The 18,538-nt window shown below is 42.0% G+C and carries 16 protein-coding genes and 1 tRNA gene; 15 read left to right on the top strand and 2 right to left on the bottom strand.

All coding sequences use genetic code 11. From position 1 onward, the window contains the following. The first annotated feature begins 3 nt into the window (after window positions 1-3). The 5 genes from C7E02_RS09705 (at window position 4) to C7E02_RS09685 (ending at window position 4,176) form a co-directional block, all read left to right on the top strand. Window positions 4-77 (top strand) — tRNA-Pro (locus tag C7E02_RS09705). A 118-nt stretch (window positions 78-195) separates the two neighbouring features. Beyond that, window positions 196-1,182 (top strand): CPBP family intramembrane glutamic endopeptidase, encoded by a 987-nt coding sequence (locus C7E02_RS09700; RefSeq protein ID WP_029731570.1) that lies wholly within the window; start codon window positions 196-198, stop codon window positions 1,180-1,182. A gap of 54 nt (window positions 1,183-1,236) precedes the next feature. Next, on the top strand, window positions 1,237-2,055 hold the full coding sequence (gene murI, locus C7E02_RS09695; protein WP_105309441.1) for a glutamate racemase: 819 nt from the start codon (window positions 1,237-1,239) through the stop codon (window positions 2,053-2,055). A 27-nt stretch (window positions 2,056-2,082) separates the two neighbouring features. Beyond that, window positions 2,083-2,763: a TIGR00266 family protein gene (locus tag C7E02_RS09690; protein ID WP_005340959.1), complete on the top strand. Its 681-nt coding sequence runs from the start codon at window positions 2,083-2,085 to the stop codon at window positions 2,761-2,763. 126 nt (window positions 2,764-2,889) lie between these two features. Further along, window positions 2,890-4,176: a chloride channel protein gene (locus C7E02_RS09685; protein ID WP_022278799.1), complete on the top strand. Its 1,287-nt coding sequence runs from the start codon at window positions 2,890-2,892 to the stop codon at window positions 4,174-4,176. 89 nt (window positions 4,177-4,265) lie between these two features. Here C7E02_RS09685 and C7E02_RS09680 read toward each other — a convergent pair whose 3' ends face one another. After that, entirely contained in the window at window positions 4,266-4,997 is a 732-nt protein-coding gene (locus C7E02_RS09680) for a helix-turn-helix domain-containing protein (protein WP_005340954.1), read from the bottom strand. A gap of 193 nt (window positions 4,998-5,190) precedes the next feature. Here C7E02_RS09680 and C7E02_RS09675 point away from each other — a divergent pair, with 193 nt between their 5' ends. The 7 genes from C7E02_RS09675 (at window position 5,191) to C7E02_RS09645 (ending at window position 13,318) form a co-directional block, all read left to right on the top strand. Then, window positions 5,191-5,553: a sporulation initiation factor Spo0A C-terminal domain-containing protein gene (locus tag C7E02_RS09675; protein WP_005340952.1), complete on the top strand. Its 363-nt coding sequence runs from the start codon at window positions 5,191-5,193 to the stop codon at window positions 5,551-5,553. Between the two features lie 473 nt (window positions 5,554-6,026). Then, on the top strand, window positions 6,027-7,358 hold the full coding sequence (gene aspS, locus C7E02_RS09670) for an aspartate--tRNA(Asn) ligase (protein ID WP_105309440.1): 1,332 nt from the start codon (window positions 6,027-6,029) through the stop codon (window positions 7,356-7,358). A 91-nt stretch (window positions 7,359-7,449) separates the two neighbouring features. After that, window positions 7,450-8,559, top strand: a complete 1,110-nt coding sequence (locus tag C7E02_RS09665) for a hypothetical protein (protein WP_029731571.1) — start codon at window positions 7,450-7,452, stop codon at window positions 8,557-8,559. A 49-nt stretch (window positions 8,560-8,608) separates the two neighbouring features. After that, the gene (gene gatC, locus C7E02_RS09660; RefSeq protein WP_105309439.1) at window positions 8,609-8,902 is read left to right on the top strand and encodes an Asp-tRNA(Asn)/Glu-tRNA(Gln) amidotransferase subunit GatC; all 294 of its coding nucleotides are present in this window, start codon (window positions 8,609-8,611) and stop codon (window positions 8,900-8,902) included. A gap of 13 nt (window positions 8,903-8,915) precedes the next feature. Beyond that, complete coding sequence (gatA, locus tag C7E02_RS09655) at window positions 8,916-10,382, top strand: Asp-tRNA(Asn)/Glu-tRNA(Gln) amidotransferase subunit GatA (RefSeq protein ID WP_105309438.1); 1,467 nt, start codon at window positions 8,916-8,918, stop codon at window positions 10,380-10,382. A gap of 2 nt (window positions 10,383-10,384) precedes the next feature. Then, the gene (gene gatB / locus C7E02_RS09650) at window positions 10,385-11,818 is read left to right on the top strand and encodes an Asp-tRNA(Asn)/Glu-tRNA(Gln) amidotransferase subunit GatB (RefSeq protein ID WP_105309437.1); all 1,434 of its coding nucleotides are present in this window, start codon (window positions 10,385-10,387) and stop codon (window positions 11,816-11,818) included. An 84-nt stretch (window positions 11,819-11,902) separates the two neighbouring features. After that, window positions 11,903-13,318: an amidophosphoribosyltransferase gene (locus tag C7E02_RS09645; RefSeq protein WP_005340942.1), complete on the top strand. Its 1,416-nt coding sequence runs from the start codon at window positions 11,903-11,905 to the stop codon at window positions 13,316-13,318. Between the two features lie 380 nt (window positions 13,319-13,698). Here the strand turns inward: C7E02_RS09645 and C7E02_RS09640 are convergent, their stop codons facing one another. Beyond that, window positions 13,699-14,016 (bottom strand): hypothetical protein, encoded by a 318-nt coding sequence (locus C7E02_RS09640; RefSeq protein WP_105309436.1) that lies wholly within the window; start codon window positions 14,014-14,016, stop codon window positions 13,699-13,701. Between the two features lie 191 nt (window positions 14,017-14,207). Between C7E02_RS09640 and C7E02_RS09635 the strand changes: the two genes are divergently transcribed. Genes C7E02_RS09635 through C7E02_RS09625 form a run of 3 tightly spaced genes read left to right on the top strand, consistent with a single transcriptional unit; the run spans window position 14,208 to window position 18,510 of the window. Then, window positions 14,208-14,450: a type II toxin-antitoxin system prevent-host-death family antitoxin gene (locus C7E02_RS09635; RefSeq protein ID WP_105309435.1), complete on the top strand. Its 243-nt coding sequence runs from the start codon at window positions 14,208-14,210 to the stop codon at window positions 14,448-14,450. Beyond that, the gene (locus C7E02_RS09630; RefSeq protein ID WP_005340938.1) at window positions 14,443-15,147 is read left to right on the top strand and encodes an ABC transporter ATP-binding protein; all 705 of its coding nucleotides are present in this window, start codon (window positions 14,443-14,445) and stop codon (window positions 15,145-15,147) included. The genes C7E02_RS09635 and C7E02_RS09630 overlap by 8 nt, the downstream gene beginning before the upstream one ends. Before the next feature lie 15 nt (window positions 15,148-15,162). Further along, a complete protein-coding gene (locus C7E02_RS09625) occupies window positions 15,163-18,510 on the top strand; it encodes an FtsX-like permease family protein (protein WP_105309434.1) in 3,348 nt (1,115 codons plus the stop codon). Window positions 18,511-18,538 lie beyond the last annotated feature (28 nt).

Below are 18,538 nucleotides of genomic sequence, written 5' to 3'. Positions count from 1 at the left end.
TATCGGAGTGTGGCTCAGCTTGGTAGAGCGCTACGTTCGGGACGTAGAGGTCGCAAGTTCAAATCTTGTCACTCCGACTATGATTGGTCGCAAAGCTGATATATGGTTAGTTTTGTGGCTTTTCTTTTTATAAAATTGTAGTTTAAATATTTTCCATGGTATACTGAGTTTATAGAGTTGGAAGGGGGGAATATTATGACTGATAAAAAAGAAAAGTCAATGATACAGTATTTCTTATTATTCATGTTTAGTTTTGAAATTCTATTTATTTTTTTGGGGATTTTATATAATCAGGTGTTTCATTTAAAAAAGTTCTCAGAAGGTTATATTTTGATGCTTTTACCAACCATGAGTACTTTGTTTGCAAAACAACGGGCATCAAGTCAGAATGAATCCAATAAATTTTTTCGGTTTTATAAAATTTGTTTTGCAGGAATGACGATATATACTGTAATATCCGTTATTATTCCAAGTAGTGTCTTTATATCTCAAATATTGATGATAGCTGAATCATTATGCAGTATTTACTTTTTACAATCCATTGGGGAAAATATTTTGGTCAATATAGGTCTGTCTTATAATGTTTCGTTTAAGGAAGTATTGAAATATGCGTTGCTTTATATTGCTATTTTTATCCTTATGGTTCGAGTGGAATTCGTATGTGATTATCTAAAAACAGGAGATGTAGCGCAATTAAAGGTTCCATTGGCAGATGTGAAACAGCTAGTTGGTTTTGCGCCACTGTTTATCTTTACATTTATTATATTCTTGGGCGAGGAATATGGGTGGGGATATTTTTTGTTTCCATTGCTGGAGAAAGAATATGGAGTTTATAAAGCAATATTTTTCCTGGGAACGATAGAAGTGCTTTTTCATTTGCCGATAGACTATATGATAACTAAACTTCCAATTACTTTTTTTATTGGACGGTCTGTTATGCTTATTAGCCATACAATTTTTATGTGTTGGATTTATAAGCGGACATCAACTATATGGATTGCAGTGGTGATTCATTTCTTAAATAATAATTTATTAGGATTATGGAAATTAACAGAGAATAGCTTTACATTTTCAACGCCATTGGCAGTCATTTGTTATGTTGTAATATTCGGCTCGTTTATCTTTTCAAAAACATTAAAAAATCAAAGAAAGCCAGTTGCAAAGGAATTTTCTGTGCTATAATGAAGAAACAGCTTGATTGTGCCAAGGCACATTCATTGTTCTAGGAGTGACATCATGAAAATAGGTATTTTTGACTCGGGCATGGGTGGGCTGTCTGTTCTGCACCGTGCACTTCGCATGATACCAGAAGCAGATTTTCTCTATTATGCGGACGAGGAGCACGTCCCATATGGGGAAAAAACAAGAGAGCAAGTCCGGGGATATATTGACGAAATTATAGCATTTATGATCAAGAAGCAGGTAGATGCGATTGTGATTGCCTGCAATACAGCTACGAGTGTGGCCACAAAAGAATACAGAAGTCAGTTTCCACTGCCGATTGTGGGCATGGAACCGGCAGTGAAAAAAGCAGTAGAAGAATATGCTGACAGACCGGGAAGAATCCTGGTGGCAGCAACACCAATCACAATTCAAGGAGACAAGCTTCATCACTTGGTGGACCGGGTGGATAAGCGTGATATGGTAGATCTGGTTGCGCTTCCAAAGCTGGTTAGATTTGCAGAGCAGGAAATATTCGATCAGAATCAGATCGTGCCGTATCTTAAGGAGGCGCTGAAGGATTATCCATTAGAGGAATATAAAGCATTTGTCCTTGGCTGTACCCATTTTAATTATTTCAAAGAGAGCTATCAGGAGATTTTCCCGAATAAGATAGAATTTGTAGATGGAAATGAAGGAGCACTTCGGGAATTAATCCGTAGAATGGAAAAAGAGTGTGATACGATCAGTGTGAAGAATGGGACTAATGATGCAGAGGAATTTTCAAAAACTGATCGGGTTACATATTATTTTTCTGGTAAGCAGATTTCAGCGGCAGACCAGATACGTATTGACAAATATATGTGTCAGTTAGACCGAATGGCACTTATATAAAATTCCATATAAAGGAGGATGACAAATATGAGGTATCAGATTCAGGGAGATACTCTTCCGGTTGTGATCTGCCAGCTTGAAGCAGGTGAGCGGATGATTACGGAAGGGGGCGGTATGTCCTGGATGTCTCCGAACATGAAGATGGAGACAACGACCAATGGAGGGATTGGGAAAGCTGTAGGAAGAATGTTCTCAGGAGAGAAGATGTTCCAGAATATTTACACTGCACAGGGAGGAAACGGAATGATCGCATTTGCTTCTTGCTTTCCAGGATCGATTCGTGCATTTAACATCAGACCGGGGCAGGAAATGATCTTCCAGAAGAGTGCATTTCTGGCAAGTGAAGCGGGAGTACAGTTGTCTGTACATTTCCATAAGAAAGTGGCTTCCGGATTATTTGGAGGAGAAGGATTTGTTCTTCAGAAAGTCAGTGGACAGGGAGTTGCATTTGCGGAATTTGACGGACATGTAGTGGAATATGAACTGCAGCCGGGACAGCAGATTGTGATTGATACGGGACATCTTGCAGCAATGACAGCCAGTTGTCAGATGGATATTCAGACTGTGCCGGGCGTGAAGAATATGCTTTTTGGAGGCGAAGGACTGTTTAATACCGTGATTACAGGACCGGGAAGGGTATGGCTTCAGACAATGCCGATCAGTAATGTTGCCGGGGTACTTAGACCATATATTCCGTCAGGCTCATAAGGTGAGGTATTTATAAGGCGCACGGATAAAAAACTGGTTATTATAGGTGCAATTCAAATTTGCATATAGCCAAGTTTTGAATCCGTGCGTTTATAATTTTAACAATACAGGAATAGAGGAAGTGAGATGGAAATGGAGAAGGTGAAGAAGGAGCTCATGCATATGTTTCATGCGTGGAGAATATTGTTAGGGAGTCTGGTGAAATGGATTCTATTATCAATTGTGATTGGCGGTGTGATTGGTGTCATCGCCAGTGCATTTGCGAATCTGATCGCGTGGGCAACGGACTTTCGTATGGGGCATATGTGGATGGTATATCTGCTGCCTTTTGCAGGTCTCATGATTGTTTTTCTTTATCATGTTACGGGGCAAGAGAAGAATGCCGGAACAGATATGGTGCTTATGGTAGTACGGTCAGATCAGAATACGATGCCGGGAAGAGTGGCACCATTGATTTTGATTGCAACAGCTTTGACGCATTTGTTTGGAGGTTCTGCCGGCCGGGAAGGTGCGGCACTTCAGTTTGGGGCAAGTCTCGGAAACTGGCTAGGACGTAAGATACATTTGAATGAGAGTGATAAACGTATTATGACGCTGGCGGGTATGAGCGCAGCTTTTGCAGCACTATTTGGAACGCCGATGGCAGCAGCATTGTTCCCGATGGAGGTTATCAGCGTCGGGATTATGTATTATGCAGCGCTCGTTCCGTGCGTGTTCTCCGCATTTATCGGAGAGCGGATTTCAATCCTTATGGGAGTTCGGACACTGACTGCGCCGTATCCCGTAGAAAAAGTACCGAATTTTTATGGAATCGCGTGGGGGAAAGCGATTCTTCTGGCAATCTGTTTTGCATTTGCCGGAGCGCTGTTTTGCGTGATGTTACATATTTTTGAAAAGCAGTTGAAAAAATGGTTTCAGAATCCGTACCTTCGAGTGTTTGTTGGAGGTGTGACAGTCGTTCTTTTGTGGAAGATTACGGGAACAGATACCTATCTGGGACTTGGTGGAGGTACGATTGCGCAGAGTTTTGCAGAATCTCAGAAATTGTGGGTATTTTTGCTGAAAATATTATTTACATGTATCACACTTTGTTCTGGTTTTAAAGGCGGTGAGATAGTCCCGTCACTGTTTATTGGGGCAACATTCGGCTCCGCACTGGCACCGATATTTGGCTTGCCGGTAGATATCTGTGCAGCGTGTGGGATGGTAGGCGTGTTCTGTGCTGTGACAAACAGTCCGATCAGTTCCCTTCTGATCGCATTTGAGCTGTTTGGATTTGCGGGTATGCCGTATTTTTGTACCGTGATTGCGGTCAGTTATCTGCTGTCCGGATATCAGAGCCTTTATAAAGCGCAGAAGATTGTGTACTCCAAGACGGAAAACAAATACATAGATAGGAATACGACCTCTTAAGATAATAAAAATGCCACACAGACAGGTGACGAAAGAAAGCCTTGAATCTGTGTGGCGCTTTCGCTAAAAAAACAATCAATTGAAATTAATTAGCGTCGCAGGACTGCAATCACGACTCCGAATTTTAACCATTGTACCATATCGGTATGATTGTTCGGGTCAACTGTGATAATATCGCCATAACCGTTGATCGGGAGCAGATGACAAGGATTTCCCTGTTGCATCTTGCGGATAAATGCGCGGCCGGTCGGCTTGTGGATCAGGATACAGGTGTCACCGTCACGCGGAGGTTTCTTTGAAATCCCCAGGATATCATTTCTGACATACACAGGATTAAGGTGGTTGGAAGTAATGCGAATGCCACAATGCAGGCGTTCACCATATTTCTTAATATATTCCGGACAGTAGATACGTTCTTCATTCGCAGAATCCAGTACCATACCATCTTCCATGTTGCCGGTCAGTACAAGAACATCCAGCATATTTTCTGAATCCTGCTCGTGACTCATCATTTCCAGTTCGAAATCAATCTTGCCACTGATGTATGCCTTCTGGCGATTATTTAGCAGACGAAACTTTTTCAGACATTCCATTTCCGGATTATCATTTCCAAATAACTCATAAAGAAAATGCCCTGTCAGTTTGTAGATTTGCATGGCGATCATGATATCAATTTTGTCAGTCCTCCGAGAAATGATATTTTTGTAAGTAGACACCGAAATTTCCAGTTTGGATGCAAATTCTGCCTGTGTCATTCCGAGATTTAAACGTTCTTTTTCCAGATTCTGGACAAAACAGTCCAATAATACATTTTTCGTCATATTTGTCTCAAATTCCCCTCTTTTTTGTTTGCTGGAATAATGGACAAAAAACTGACCATTTATAAAATAATGTTGAAAAAAAGTCGTAAATTTCGGTTAAGTAATTAGCTTAGTAGTTGGATATAATACTTTATGTAAGTATTATAGCAAGTGCATTTTTTCAAATCAACTACAGAATCAGGGGGAATGTAACATGGAGGATGCAACACTACAAGTTTTATCGAAATGCAATATTACGCCAAAATATAAAGGGTATACATATTTACCAGTGGCGGTCAGACTGGCGGATCAGTACATGAGAGAGCCGCTGTGCATTATGGCTGATATTTATCCTGTTATTGGACAGATCTATGACGAATCGCCAAGAAAAGTAGAGCGGGCAATCCGGAAGGTTGTAGAAGTGGGGTGGCAGAACAACCGGGAATATATGGTGGAGATCATGGGATTTGGTGCGAAGAAATGTCCTGGAAATGCGCAGTTTATTGATGCACTTGTGTATTATATCAGCTGGAAATTCAACAGTAATCCACAGCCAGCTTTGAGAGGAATTGTCTAAGAGAAGATTGAAAGAAAGGAAAAGAAAAAAAAGAACATAAAAAAGTTGAAAAAATGTCTTGCAAAGAAAAAAAACATGTGCTAACATAAGAGCATCTTTTTAGAGACAGTATAGAAAATGCAGAGAAAGAGACTCTGTTCGTGATAACTTGACAGGAATATGACGCCACCGACTGAGAGCGTCATTTGAGGGAAAGGAACAATAGGGAACACTCTGGAGCAGACTGAGCGAAAGCAATTTAGGTTTAAATTTACAGCAATTGCAAGTAGAGCAGTACGCTGGCACGCGTTATGTGCGAGAGATGAATTCAAAGACGAGTTCAAAAGCGGGTGGTACCGCGGATATTAAGATAATCCGTCCCGGAATACGATTATGTATTCCGGGACTTTTTGCATTAAGGAAAATACTTTCTGAAAGAAAAATATTAAAAGAGTAATAAAAATGGAACAAAATTTAACAGGAGGGAAACAGTCATGGAATACCAGACAGGCGTAAAGAAAAAAGATACATTGGAGATTACAGAACTTTTAAATGCAAAGACCGGCGAGGCAGTAAAAGTCAATGGTGCAGTGCATACAATCCGTGATATGGGTACAGTTGCATTTGTAATCTTAAGAAAAAGAGAAGGCCTGCTCCAGTGTGTATACGAAGAAGGCAGTGCCACATTTGATCTGAAAGAAATCAAAGAAGCATCAACGCTTGAAGTCGAAGGGGTGCTTGAGCAGAATGAAAAAGCGCCGAATGGCATTGAAATCCGCATGAAAAAAGTTAAAATCTTAAGTCAGCCGGAAGATGAGATGATGCCGCTTGCAATTTCCAAGTGGAAATTAAACACTTCTCTGGAGGCAAAGTTAAATTATCGTTCCATTTCTCTTAGAAATATCAGGGAGCGTGCAAAATTCCGGATTCAGGAAGGATTGACAAGAGCATTTCGTGATTTCTTATATAGTCAGGAATTTACCGAAATTCATACACCGAAGATTGGAGCCAAAAGTGCAGAAGGTGGTGCAAACTTATTTAAGCTGGAATATTTCCACCGTCCGGCAGTGCTCCAGCAAAGTCCTCAGTTCTACAAACAGATGATGGTCGGTGTGTTTGACCGGGTATTTGAAACGGCGCCGGTGTTCCGTGCTGAGAAGCATAATACGAAGAGACATTTGAACGAATATACGAGTCTGGACTTCGAGATGGGCTATATTGATGGATTTGAGGATATTATGGGAATGGAGACAGGATTTCTCCAGTATGCCATGGAACTTTTAAAAAAAGATTATGCCAGAGAACTGAAGATTCTGAATGTGGAACTTCCGAAAGCAGATCAGATTCCGGCAGTAAAATTCAGTGAGATCAAAGAGCTGGTAGCTGAGAAATATAATCACAAGATGCGTAACCCATTTGATCTGGAACCAGAGGAAGAAGTACTGATCGGAAAATATGCAAAAGAAGAGTGGGGCAGCGATTTTGTATTTGTTACGCACTATCCGTCAAAGAAGCGTCCATTTTACGCGATGGACGATCCGGAGGATCCGAAATATACACTGAGCTTTGATCTTCTCTTCCGTGGCCTTGAGATTACGACCGGAGGTCAGAGAATCCACGATTATCAGACACTTCTAAAGAAGATTGAAGCAAGAGGCATGACGACAGAAGGTATGGATCAATATCTTGCTACATTTAAACATGGCATGCCGCCACACGGAGGACTGGGAATTGGACTGGAACGCTTGACGATGCAGCTGCTTGGGGAGGATAATGTAAGAGAAACAACATTATTCCCAAGAGACTTAAGCAGACTGGAGCCATAGAGAATTCTCAGACAGTTCTTCTCATCTATGCTCCCCCATAAAAGTGGAAATGTACCTGCTTAACCACCCGGGAGCGAAATGAGAAGAAAGGATGGAAGAAGCTATGTTTGGAAAGAGATGTTCTTTATGTGGAGGAAAACTGAATAGTAATGGAATCTGTACGGAGTGTGGATTAGACAATAACAAATCCGATAAAAATTATCGAATAAACCAAAGTGAATGTGATCATGAACCATTGACTCATGTGCATTATGGCAAGAATGAAAAACCGGAGAAACAGCCGAAGCCGAATACACCGAGACAGTCCTGGCAGGGGAGGCAAAAAAATAACAACTGGCAGCAGGATCGGTCCTGGCAGGGGAGTACAACTACTTACTCTGGAAATACAGGAAGTACAGGGCGTAAGAAAGTCGGTAAGAAGAAAAAGCCGGGAAGGATCATCAGTAAGATTATAGCAGTCATTGTCATCTTCAATGTATTTTTGGGTATTTTCCAACCGATGGTCAGTGATATTTTAGATGATGTAATCAGCGGATATCAGGAGAATACACAAGACTATACAAGAAGTGACCCGTATGAAAATGTGACAAAAGAACTTCCGGCAGATGGTGAGAGTGTAAGTTTTGAGCTGACCAGTGGTGACTATGTGGTCGGTGTGCACATTCCGGAAGGAAATTATCAGGCGGATGTATCTTATGATTACGATACGGTCCAGGTTGATGACTGGGACAGTGGATTTTACCTTTATGAATATGCAGGGCGGACAGACGGTGATTATCTGGATGACTTAAGATTATACAATGGAGCGATTGTTCACATTTCTTCACAGACAACGATTACACTTTATTCAGATAATGCGCAGACAGAAAACATTCTTTATGAAAATAATCCACTGGCAGGACAAGAGCCTTTGGTAGTAAAAAAAGACCTGACCGTAGGTCCTGACCTTCCGGCAGGGGTGTATGATCTCATACTGGTCAGTGGAGAAGGCAGTGTGGACGTTGATATTTATACAGAATATGGTGAATCTATGGAGACAAAAGATCTGTATCTGGGCGAGAATTGCACAGACGGAAAAGAATATAAGAATCTTGTTCTTCCGAAAAATGCGCAGATTACATTAGATGACAATATGGAACTCAGACTGACTCCAAGCGAGCATATATCAACGACGGATTATTATGAATATTACAATTATTAAAGATAAGAATTAAGATGTAAGATAACTGGCAGACAGGAGGGTGCTTAAAATGGCAAACAAAATCTCAGACGAGACCATTGAGTATGTGGGTATTCTGGCGAAGCTGGAACTTTCAGAGAAAGAGAAAGAAGAAGCCAAGGCAGATATGGAAAAAATGTTGGACTACATTGATGTATTAAATGAACTTGACACGGATGGAATTGAACCGATGTCTCATGTATTTCCGGTGAATAATGTATTTCGCGAAGACGTTGTGATAAATGGTGATGGCAGCAGTGATACATTGGCAAATGCACCGCTTATGAAGGATCAGAGCTTCAAGGTGCCGAAGACGATCGGATAGGAGGAGACGAGTTATGGATATTAGGAGTCTGACAGCAGTGGAACTCGGAAAGAAAATAAAAGCAAAAGAAATTTCAGTTACGGAAGCCACGCAGGCATATCTGGATCAGATTGAAAAGGTAGAGAATGATGTGCACAGCTATGTGACCATTGATAAAGAGGGTGCATTAAAGCGTGCCGAAGAAGTTCAGAAGATGATCGATGACGGAACACTTCTGAGTCCTCTTGCAGGTGTTCCGGTGGCAATCAAGGATAATATGTGCACGAAAGGGATGAGAACAACTTGCAGTTCCAAAATTCTGGAAAATTTTGTTCCAACCTTTACTTCGGAGGCAGTTTTGAACTTGGAAAAAGCCGGTGCAGTCATAATCGGAAAGACGAATATGGATGAATTCGCCATGGGAAGTACAACCGAGACTTCTTATTATGGAGTGACAAGAAATCCATGGAATCTGGGACATGTGCCAGGCGGTTCTTCAGGCGGCTCCTGCGCAGCAGTGGCAGCAGGTGAGTGCGCTTATGCACTTGGTTCTGATACAGGTGGATCGATCCGTCAGCCGAGTTCATTTTGTGGTGTAACGGGGATTAAACCGACTTATGGAACGGTATCCAGGTACGGACTGATTGCTTACGGTTCTTCGCTGGATCAGATCGGACCAATTGCGAAAGATGTGACAGATTGTGCGACTATCCTTGAGACAATCGCTTCTCATGATGTAAAAGACAGTACTTCCGTGGAGCGGGAATATGACTTTACTTCGGCATTGGCAGACGACGTGAAAGGTATGAAGATTGGTATTCCGAGAGATTACTTTGGGGATGGATTAAGCGCAGACGTAAAAGAGCAGATTTTAAATGCAGTGAAGGTCCTGGAAGAAAAAGGCGCAGCTGTAGAAGAATTTGATTTAAGTCTTGTGAAATATGCGATTCCGGCATACTACATTATTGCAGATGCTGAGGCAAGTTCCAACCTGGCACGTTTTGATGGCGTAAAATATGGTTACCGCACAGAAGAATACGAAGGACTTCACAACATGTACAAAAAGACACGTTCCGAAGGATTCGGAGCAGAAGTAAAGCGCAGGATCATGCTTGGATCTTTCGTATTAAGCTCTGGATATTATGATGCTTACTATCTGAAAGCACTTCGTACAAAGGCACTGATTAAACAGGCATTTGACAAAGCATTTGCAAAATATGATATGATCGTGGCTCCGGCGGCTCCGACAACGGCACCAGAGCTTGGAAAGAGCTTAAGTGATCCGATGAAAATGTATTTGAGTGACATTTACACAATCTCCGTGAACCTGGCAGGACTTCCGGGAATCAGTATTCCGGTAGGAAAAGATTCCAAAGGTCTTCCGGTCGGCATGCAGCTTATCGGAGACTGCTTCCAGGAGAAAAAAATTATCCAGGCAGCCTACACATTTGAACAGACAAGAACTTATGAAGCACCACAGTTTGTGAAGGAGGGAAGATAATTATGGCAAAGCAGTATGAGACAGTCATTGGACTTGAGGTTCACGTAGAACTTGCGACAAAGACAAAGATTTTCTGTGGTTGCAGCACCCAGTTCGGAGGTGCGCCAAATACCCACACATGTCCGGTATGTACTGGTATGCCAGGTTCCCTTCCGGTACTGAACAGACAGGTAGTAGAGTATGCAATGGGAATCGGACTTGCAACTCACTGTGATATTACAAGAGTATGCAAATTCGATCGTAAGAATTACTTCTATCCGGATAACCCACAGAATTATCAGATTTCCCAGTTATATTTACCAATCGCAAGAAATGGTTATGTAGAGATTGAAGTTGGCGATACGAAGAAAAAAATACGGATCCATGAAATGCATATGGAGGAAGATGCCGGTAAGCTGATCCATGACGAGTGGGACGATACATCACTGGTAGATTACAACCGAAGCGGTGTACCGCTTGTGGAGATTGTATCGGAGCCGGATATGCGCTCTTCTGAGGAAGTTATTGCATATCTGGAAAAGCTTCGTACAACGATTCAGTATCTTGGTGCTTCTGACTGCAAATTGCAGGAGGGCTCTATGAGAGCGGACGTGAACCTGTCCGTTCGTGAAATAGGAACCAGTGAATTCGGAACAAGAACGGAGATGAAGAACCTGAACTCCTTTAAGGCAATTGCAAGAGCCATCGAAGGAGAACGGGAGCGTCAGATCGAGCTTCTGGAAGCCGGAAAGAAAGTTGTTCAGGAGACGAGACGCTGGGATGACAACAAAGAATCATCACATGCAATGCGTTCCAAAGAAGATGCACAGGATTACCGTTACTTCCCGGAACCGGACCTTGTCCCGATTGTTATCAGCCAGGAATGGATTGACCGGGTTAAGAAACGACAGCCGGAATTTCGTGAGGAAAAATTAAAGCGTTACAAGAAAGAGTTCGATATTCCACAATATGATGCAGAAATCCTCACAGAATCTAAACATATGGCGGATATCTTTGAAGAAACAACTGCTTTATGTGGAAAACCTAAGAAAGTTTCCAACTGGCTCATGGTGGAGACGATGCGGCTCTTAAAAGAACATAACATGGAATCAGAAGATATTACATTTACACCGGAGAACCTTGCGAAACTAATCGAGCTTGCAGATGCAGGAACAATCAACAGCTCGGTGGCGAAAGAAGTTTTTGATCATGTGTTCGAGGAAAATGTAGATCCAGAAAAGTATGTTGAAGAACACGGGCTTAAAACGGTCAATGACGAAGGAGCACTTATAGAAGTTCTCGAAAAAGTTATTGCAGATAATCCACAGGCTGTAGTAGACTATAAGGGTGGAAAAGAGAAGGCACTTGGAGCACTGGTAGGTCAGACGATGAAAGCAATGAAGGGGAAAGCAAATCCCGGACTGGTCAACCAGAAGCTTCGTGAGATGTTAAAGTAAAAAGAGTGACCTGGCTTTTGCCGGGTTACTTTTTTGCACGGAATAAATAGTTATAAAAACAAAAGAGTATATAAGGAGGTCGCCATGGGAGGATTTTTTGGTGTAGCATCAAAGCAGGACTGTGTCCTGGAATTATTTTACGGAGTAGACTATCACTCACATCTTGGTACAAGACGAGGAGGAATGGCAGTTTATGGAGAGGATGGATTTTACCGTGCCATTCATAATATAGAGAATTCTCCATTCCGTACAAAGTTTGATCATGATGTGTCAGAAATGAAAGGATATCTTGGAATTGGCTGTATTTCCGATTATGATCCGCAGCCACTTTTGATTCAGTCACACCTTGGAAGCTTTGCAATCACAACAGTCGGAAAAGTTAATAACTATGAGGAACTGTTAAAAGGTTTGTTTGAGAAGGATCATTCACATTTTCAGGAAATGACTAACGGGCAGATCAATGTGACAGAGCTTGTGGCGGCGCTAATCTGTGAGAAAGAATCCATAGTAGAAGGAATCAAATATGTACAGGACGTTGTAGATGGTTCTATGACGATGCTTGTCATGACAAAAGAAGGAATCTATGGTGCAAGGGACAGGTATGGGCGAACACCTCTTGTGATAGGTAAGAAGGATGATTCTTACTGTCTTTCATTTGAAAGTCATGCTTATATTAACTTGGGCTATACCGATTATAAGGAACTGGGACCTTGCGAGGTCGTCTATGTGACATCGGAGGGAGTAGAAGAAATACGCCCGGCAAGAACTGGCAAGATGAAGATCTGTTCTTTCCTGTGGGTATACTATGGATATCCGACTTCTGCGTATGAAGGGGTAAATGTTGAGGAAATGCGTTACCGTTGCGGAAGTATGCTGGCAAAGCGTGATGGAGATAGTGTGCATCCGGATATTGTAGCAGGTGTGCCGGATTCAGGTATTGCTCATGCAATCGGATATGCAAATGAATCAGGAATTCCGTATGCAAGACCATTTATCAAATACACACCGACATGGCCGAGATCATTTATGCCGACCAACCAAAGTCAGCGTGACCTGATCGCGAGAATGAAGCTGATCCCTGTACAGGCTCTGATCGAAGACAAGAAATTACTCTTGATCGATGACTCGATCGTTCGTGGAACACAGCTTCGTGAGACAACAGAGTTTTTATATAGAAGCGGAGCGAAGGAAGTGCATATCCGCCCGGCATGTCCACCGCTTCTTTATGGATGTAAATACCTGAACTTCTCGAGATCGAAATCCGAGATGGATCTGATCACGAGAAGAGTCATTCAGGAGCAGGAAGGCGGAGAAGTATCTGCAGAGGTATTAAAAGAGTATTCAGATCCATGCTCCGACCGCTATGCAAATATGATCGAAGAAATTCGAAGAATCCAGAACTTTACGTCACTAAGATACCATAGACTGGATGATCTTTTAGAGTCTATTGGAATTGATCCAAGTCAGGTATGTACGTATTGCTTCGATGGACGGGAGTAATTTTTGAAAAGTTCAGTTGAAATTATATAACATAATAAAAATCCAGACTATTTTATCCTCCGCAGAGCGAGACATTACAATGAGCCTGATAAAGCAGAAAAAGTGCAAGTAAAGACTTTCACTTTTCCTACAGTCTCATTTACATCGCTCTGAAGTCGAGAAAAATAGTCTGGATTTTTTATAGTTATTGGCGAACTGGAACTTTTCACAAGTTATGCGCCGAAAGAAGTGGAAAAATACAGGTCATTCTATCCGACTACAGAGCGAGGGAGATGAGACTAGAGTTCGAGTGAAAGCCATTGCTTGCACTCGAACTGTTTTAATAGGCTCAGCGGAATGTTCCGCTCTGGGAGGATAGAATGACCTGTATTTTTGTATGTTTACTCTTGCAACGCTTTCAATACACTACTTTCGGCTTCTATCTGGCTTTTGAGTTCGAGGATAAGTGTGCATTGCTGGCAGATGTCTGCAGAGCGAATCTCACATTGTTCTTTGATTCTGCGCAGGCGTTCTGCATAGAGCTGGACACTGTGATTATCAAGAGGCTTGTCTTTCAGCATGGCTTCTTCTAACACAGCTTTCTGATACATTTTCTCAACAGTTTCTAATTGTTTCAGCAGTTCTGGTATTTTCTTCAAATATTCCCCGTATACTTCCAGTTGCTGACATTCTTTCTGACTGTTCATAAGTAATTCCATGGCAAACTCCAATCTTTATAATTTATAGAAAAATGACATTAGTAGTTCTTAATCATAGTATAAAGTACTTGGAGCTGAAATGCATTATGATCTTATTTTTTTTACTGCTGTAAAATTAACGTGTGAATTTAATTGTAAAGAAGAAAAAGAATTGTTATACTAAGAAAAAGAACTGAAAGGAAGCGGTGAAAATGCCAAATATAAAACCAATTTCTGATTTGAGAAATTATACAGAAGTTTTAAAAGAAACAAGTGAAGGTGCTCCGGTATTTTTGACTAAAAATGGCAGAGGTGAGTACGTGATTTTGGATATGAAAGATTATGATAGAATGAAAGCAGAATTAGCAATGATGGCTGAATCAGGGAAAGGTGAAAAAACGGTAAGGGAAGAGGATTGGGTGTCAACGGAGGAAGTGGAGGAAAGTTATGAGTAGTTTTGTATCCCTTGAGGATGTGAAGAAAATATATCAGATGGGCGAGGTGCAGATTATGGCTGCAGCCGGTATTGATTTCCAGATTGAGAGGGGAGAATTTGCGGTTGTGGTAGGCCCAAGTGGTGCCGGAAAGACGACAGTATTGAATATTCTTGGAGGAATGGATACGGCAAGCTCCGGGCGTGTGATCGTAGACGGAAAAGATATTGCACAGTATTCACCGAGACAATTGACAGCATATAGAAGAGATGACATTGGTTTTGTATTTCAGTTTTATAATCTGATCCCGAACCTGACTGCTCTTGAAAATGTAGAATTAGCTCTTCAGATCTGTAAGAATCCTATGGATGCCCAGGAGGTTATGGAAGATGTAGGACTTGGTGAGCGTCTGGATAATTTTCCGGCGCAGCTATCTGGTGGAGAACAGCAGAGGGTTTCCATTGCAAGAGCGCTTGCAAAGAATCCGAAGCTTTTGTTGTGTGACGAGCCGACAGGAGCGCTGGATTACAATACAGGTAAAGCAATCTTGAAGCTTCTTCAGGATACTTGCAGGGAAAAGGGGATGACCGTAATTCTGATCACGCACAACTCTGCAATTGCGCCAATGGCGGACCGTGTCATTAAGATAAAGAATGGTATGGTATCAGAGATGACAGTGAACGAACACCCAGTTCCAGTCGAGACGATTGAGTGGTAAAGAGAGGCATTACATATGAAAATGAAACCAACGAGCAAAGATTTTTATATGGAGATCCAGAAGAGCCCGGGGCGATTTCTGTCTATTTTATTTATAGTGGCACTGGGCGTTGCATTTTTCTCAGGAATTCGTGCATCGGAGCCGGATATGAGACTGACGGGAGATGCATATTTTGATGAAAGCAATCTTATGGATATCAAAGCGCTCAGTACATATGGCGTGACACAGGACGATGTGGACGCGATTTTGAAAATCGACGGAGTAGAACATGCAGAGGGCGCGTACAGCGCGGACTTCATGCAGATCGTAGATAAGAAACAAAAAGTTCTGCATGTGATATCTTTACAGGATGAGATGAATCAAGTGAAGTTAAGTGACGGCCGGATGCCCCAAAAAGCAGGGGAATGTCTGGCAGACCAGGATGCAGGATATAAGGTCGGAGATACAATTAAATTGCGTTCCGGAACGTCTGATGAGGTTACAGATACTCTGACGACAGATACGCTGAAAGTTGTCGGCCTTTGCAGCAGTCCGATGTACATTTCTTATGGACGCGGAAGTGCAACGATTGGTACCGGAACTATCAGTGCATTTGTCATGGTGCCGGAAGAGACGTTTGATATGGACGTATACACGGAAGTATATGTACAGGTCAAAGGTGCAAAAAATGAAGTGGCATTTACGGACGGATATGATAAGAAAGTAGAGAAAGTCCTGGATCAGATCGAAGATATTACGGACGAACGTGCTGAAATTCGAAAGCAGGAGCTGGTAAATGAAGCACAAGAGAAGATTGACGAGGCGAGAGAAGAACTGGAGCAGGGCAGAGTGGACGCAGCTTCGGAACTTGCAGATGCGGCGGCTAAGATAGCAGACGCCGAGGAGCAGTTGACGAATGGAAAAGCACAGATTACCAGTGGTAAAAAGCAGATTGCCAGTGCTAAGAATACATTGAGCAAAAAAGAAAGAGAACTGGAACAGGCACAGAATCAATATAATGCCGGACTTGCACAGCTTCAGGAAGGTGAGGATCAATATGAAGCCGGACTTGCACAATATGAGGCTGCGAAACCGGAAGCTGAGGCGAAAATCCAGACTGGAAGAGAAGGACTTGCAGCGCTTCAGCAGATGATTCAGGCAGACCAGCAGACATTGACGGAAATTCAGCAGAGGATCGAGGCAGTAAATTCTGAATTGTCAGCATTTGACCAAATACCTGAGGATCAGCTTACAGAAGAGCAGAAGGCGCAAAAAGAACAATATGAACGACAGCTTACCGAGCTTAAGGAAAACGAAGCTGGCATGCAGCAGAAGATTTCCATTGAACAGCAGACATATGATGAGAGTAAAGCCGAACTGGATGCTGCCCAGAAGCAGCTTGATGACACTGCAGCAACTCTGGCTCAGACAAAGTCAGAGCTTGATGCAGCGAAGGCTTCTTTAAATGGTGTTCCACAGCAGCTTGCAAGTGGAAAAGCCCAGATTCAGTCCGGATGGACTGAAATTCGAAAGCAGGAGAAGAAGCTGGAAGAAGGAGCAGCAGAAATCGCGGAAAATGAAGCGAAAGTTGCAGAGGCAAAAATTGAGTATGCCAGTGGTGAAGAAGAGGCTGCCCAGAAGATTGCAGAAGGTGAACAGAAAATTGCGGACGCAGAGGCAAAGATTCAGGACATCGAAAAACCAACCTGGTATGTCTATGACCGTGATACTTTGACTGAGTATTCCGGGTACGGAGAAAACGCGGAGCGTCTAGGTGCGATTGGCCGTGTCTTCCCGGTATTATTCTTTCTTGTCGCGGCGCTGATTAGTCTGACCAGCATGACGCGAATGGTAGAAGAGCAAAGAACCGCAATCGGAACCATGAAAGCACTTGGATATAGCAAGATGTCCATCGCGAAGAAATATCTTGGATATGCATTGATCGCGACAGCAGGCGGCAGTGTATTGGGTGTGCTGATCGGTGAAAAGATATTGCCATATATCATTGTCTATGCATATGGAATATTATATCAGCATATTACACATATTCTGGTCCCATACCAATGGATCTATGCCTGGATGGCAGCGGCGGCAGCAATTGTATGTACAATGGCAGCAACATTTTTTGCATGTTACAAAGAACTTGTAGCACAGCCGGCAGTACTGATGCGCCCACCGGCACCTAAAAATGGACAAAGAGTTTTCTTAGAAAGAATAAAATTTATTTGGAAACATTTAAGTTTCACGTGGAAGTCTTGTATCCGTAACTTAACCAGATATAAGAAACGCTTCTTTATGACAGTTTTTGGAATTGGCGGTTGTATGGGATTGATGCTGGTTGGATATGGAATCAAAGATTCCTGTTATGAAATTGCAGAACTGCAGTTCCGGGATATTCAGATGTATGATGGAAGTGTCTACCTGAAAGAAGACATTTCAGATGAGACAAGACAGAATCTCCTGGATTATATGAAGGACGATTCGGACATCAGTCATTATATGCAGACCAGCATGAAGAATGTAACACTTGTCAATGGAAAGAATAAACGTGATACTTATCAGGTCGTATTTTCGGAACCGAAAGACGTAAAAGATTATTTTGATTTCCACGACCGGAAATCAAAAGAGGAATATACGCTTGATGATGAAGGTGTCATTATTTCTGAGAAAACCGGAAAGCTTTTGAATGCAAAAGCAGGGGATACCATTGAAATTAAAGACGAAGAGAATGGTAACAAGAAAGTAAAAATTGCTCATATCTGCGAGAACTATATGGGACACTATATTTTCTTCACTCCTTCTTATTATGAAAAAGTGTATGGTGAGAATCCGGAATATAACAGTATTTTCTTTGCAGGACAAAAAGGAGATACGCAGGAAGACTACAACAAGATTGGTGAAGACATTCTGACCCAGGACGGAGCGCTTAGTGTCAGCTATATGCGTGATATTGAAAAACAGTTGGACGATATGCTAAAAAGTCTGAATCTGGTTATTGTAGTACTGATCATTTCTGCAGGAATGCTTGCATTTGTCGTACTATATAACCTTAATACTGTTAATATCACGGAGCGGCAGAGGGAACTGGCGACCTTGAAAGTGCTAGGATTTTATGATCTGGAAGTGGCAGAACACGTATATCGTGAAAATGTACTTTTGACATTCATCGGAGCGGCGGTAGGAGTGGTGCTTGGAAAATTCCTGCATGCCTTTATCATTGATACGGTGGAAGTAGACACAGCCATGTTCGGAAGAAATATTAACTTTTCAAGTTACATGTACAGTCTGCTATTTACAATTCTGTTTTCATTGATCGTAAATGGAATTATGTATTTTAAATTGAAGAAGATTGATATGGTAGAATCACTCAAGAGTATTGAATAAATGGAATTGAAGCCAAGATGTAAGAAAA

Origin of the sequence: Dorea sp. Marseille-P4042, from assembly GCF_900290215.1 — a bacterium.
In the GTDB taxonomy this organism is placed as follows: Bacteria; Bacillota; Clostridia; order Lachnospirales; family Lachnospiraceae; genus Dorea; species Dorea formicigenerans.
The sequence above is the reverse complement of the archived record's forward strand: the minus strand, read 5'-3'. Positions and strand labels throughout refer to the sequence as shown.

Bases quoted from the DNA above. Each gene is read 5' to 3' on its own strand.
- C7E02_RS09700 (WP_029731570.1), top strand. From the start codon at position 196: ATGACTGATAAAAAAGAAAAGTCAATGATACAGTATTTCTTATTATTC.
- murI (WP_105309441.1), top strand. From the start codon at position 1,237: ATGAAAATAGGTATTTTTGACTCGGGCATGGGTGGGCTGTCTGTTCTG.
- C7E02_RS09690 (WP_005340959.1), top strand. From the start codon at position 2,083: ATGAGGTATCAGATTCAGGGAGATACTCTTCCGGTTGTGATCTGCCAG.
- C7E02_RS09685 (WP_022278799.1), top strand. From the start codon at position 2,890: ATGGAAATGGAGAAGGTGAAGAAGGAGCTCATGCATATGTTTCATGCG.
- C7E02_RS09680 (WP_005340954.1), bottom strand. From the start codon at position 4,997: ATGACGAAAAATGTATTATTGGACTGTTTTGTCCAGAATCTGGAAAAA.
- C7E02_RS09675 (WP_005340952.1), top strand. From the start codon at position 5,191: ATGGAGGATGCAACACTACAAGTTTTATCGAAATGCAATATTACGCCA.
- aspS (WP_105309440.1), top strand. From the start codon at position 6,027: ATGGAATACCAGACAGGCGTAAAGAAAAAAGATACATTGGAGATTACA.
- C7E02_RS09665 (WP_029731571.1), top strand. From the start codon at position 7,450: ATGGAAGAAGCTATGTTTGGAAAGAGATGTTCTTTATGTGGAGGAAAA.
- gatC (WP_105309439.1), top strand. From the start codon at position 8,609: ATGGCAAACAAAATCTCAGACGAGACCATTGAGTATGTGGGTATTCTG.
- gatA (WP_105309438.1), top strand. From the start codon at position 8,916: ATGGATATTAGGAGTCTGACAGCAGTGGAACTCGGAAAGAAAATAAAA.
- gatB (WP_105309437.1), top strand. From the start codon at position 10,385: ATGGCAAAGCAGTATGAGACAGTCATTGGACTTGAGGTTCACGTAGAA.
- C7E02_RS09645 (WP_005340942.1), top strand. From the start codon at position 11,903: ATGGGAGGATTTTTTGGTGTAGCATCAAAGCAGGACTGTGTCCTGGAA.
- C7E02_RS09640 (WP_105309436.1), bottom strand. From the start codon at position 14,016: ATGGAATTACTTATGAACAGTCAGAAAGAATGTCAGCAACTGGAAGTA.
- C7E02_RS09635 (WP_105309435.1), top strand. From the start codon at position 14,208: ATGCCAAATATAAAACCAATTTCTGATTTGAGAAATTATACAGAAGTT.
- C7E02_RS09630 (WP_005340938.1), top strand. From the start codon at position 14,443: ATGAGTAGTTTTGTATCCCTTGAGGATGTGAAGAAAATATATCAGATG.
- C7E02_RS09625 (WP_105309434.1), top strand. From the start codon at position 15,163: ATGAAAATGAAACCAACGAGCAAAGATTTTTATATGGAGATCCAGAAG.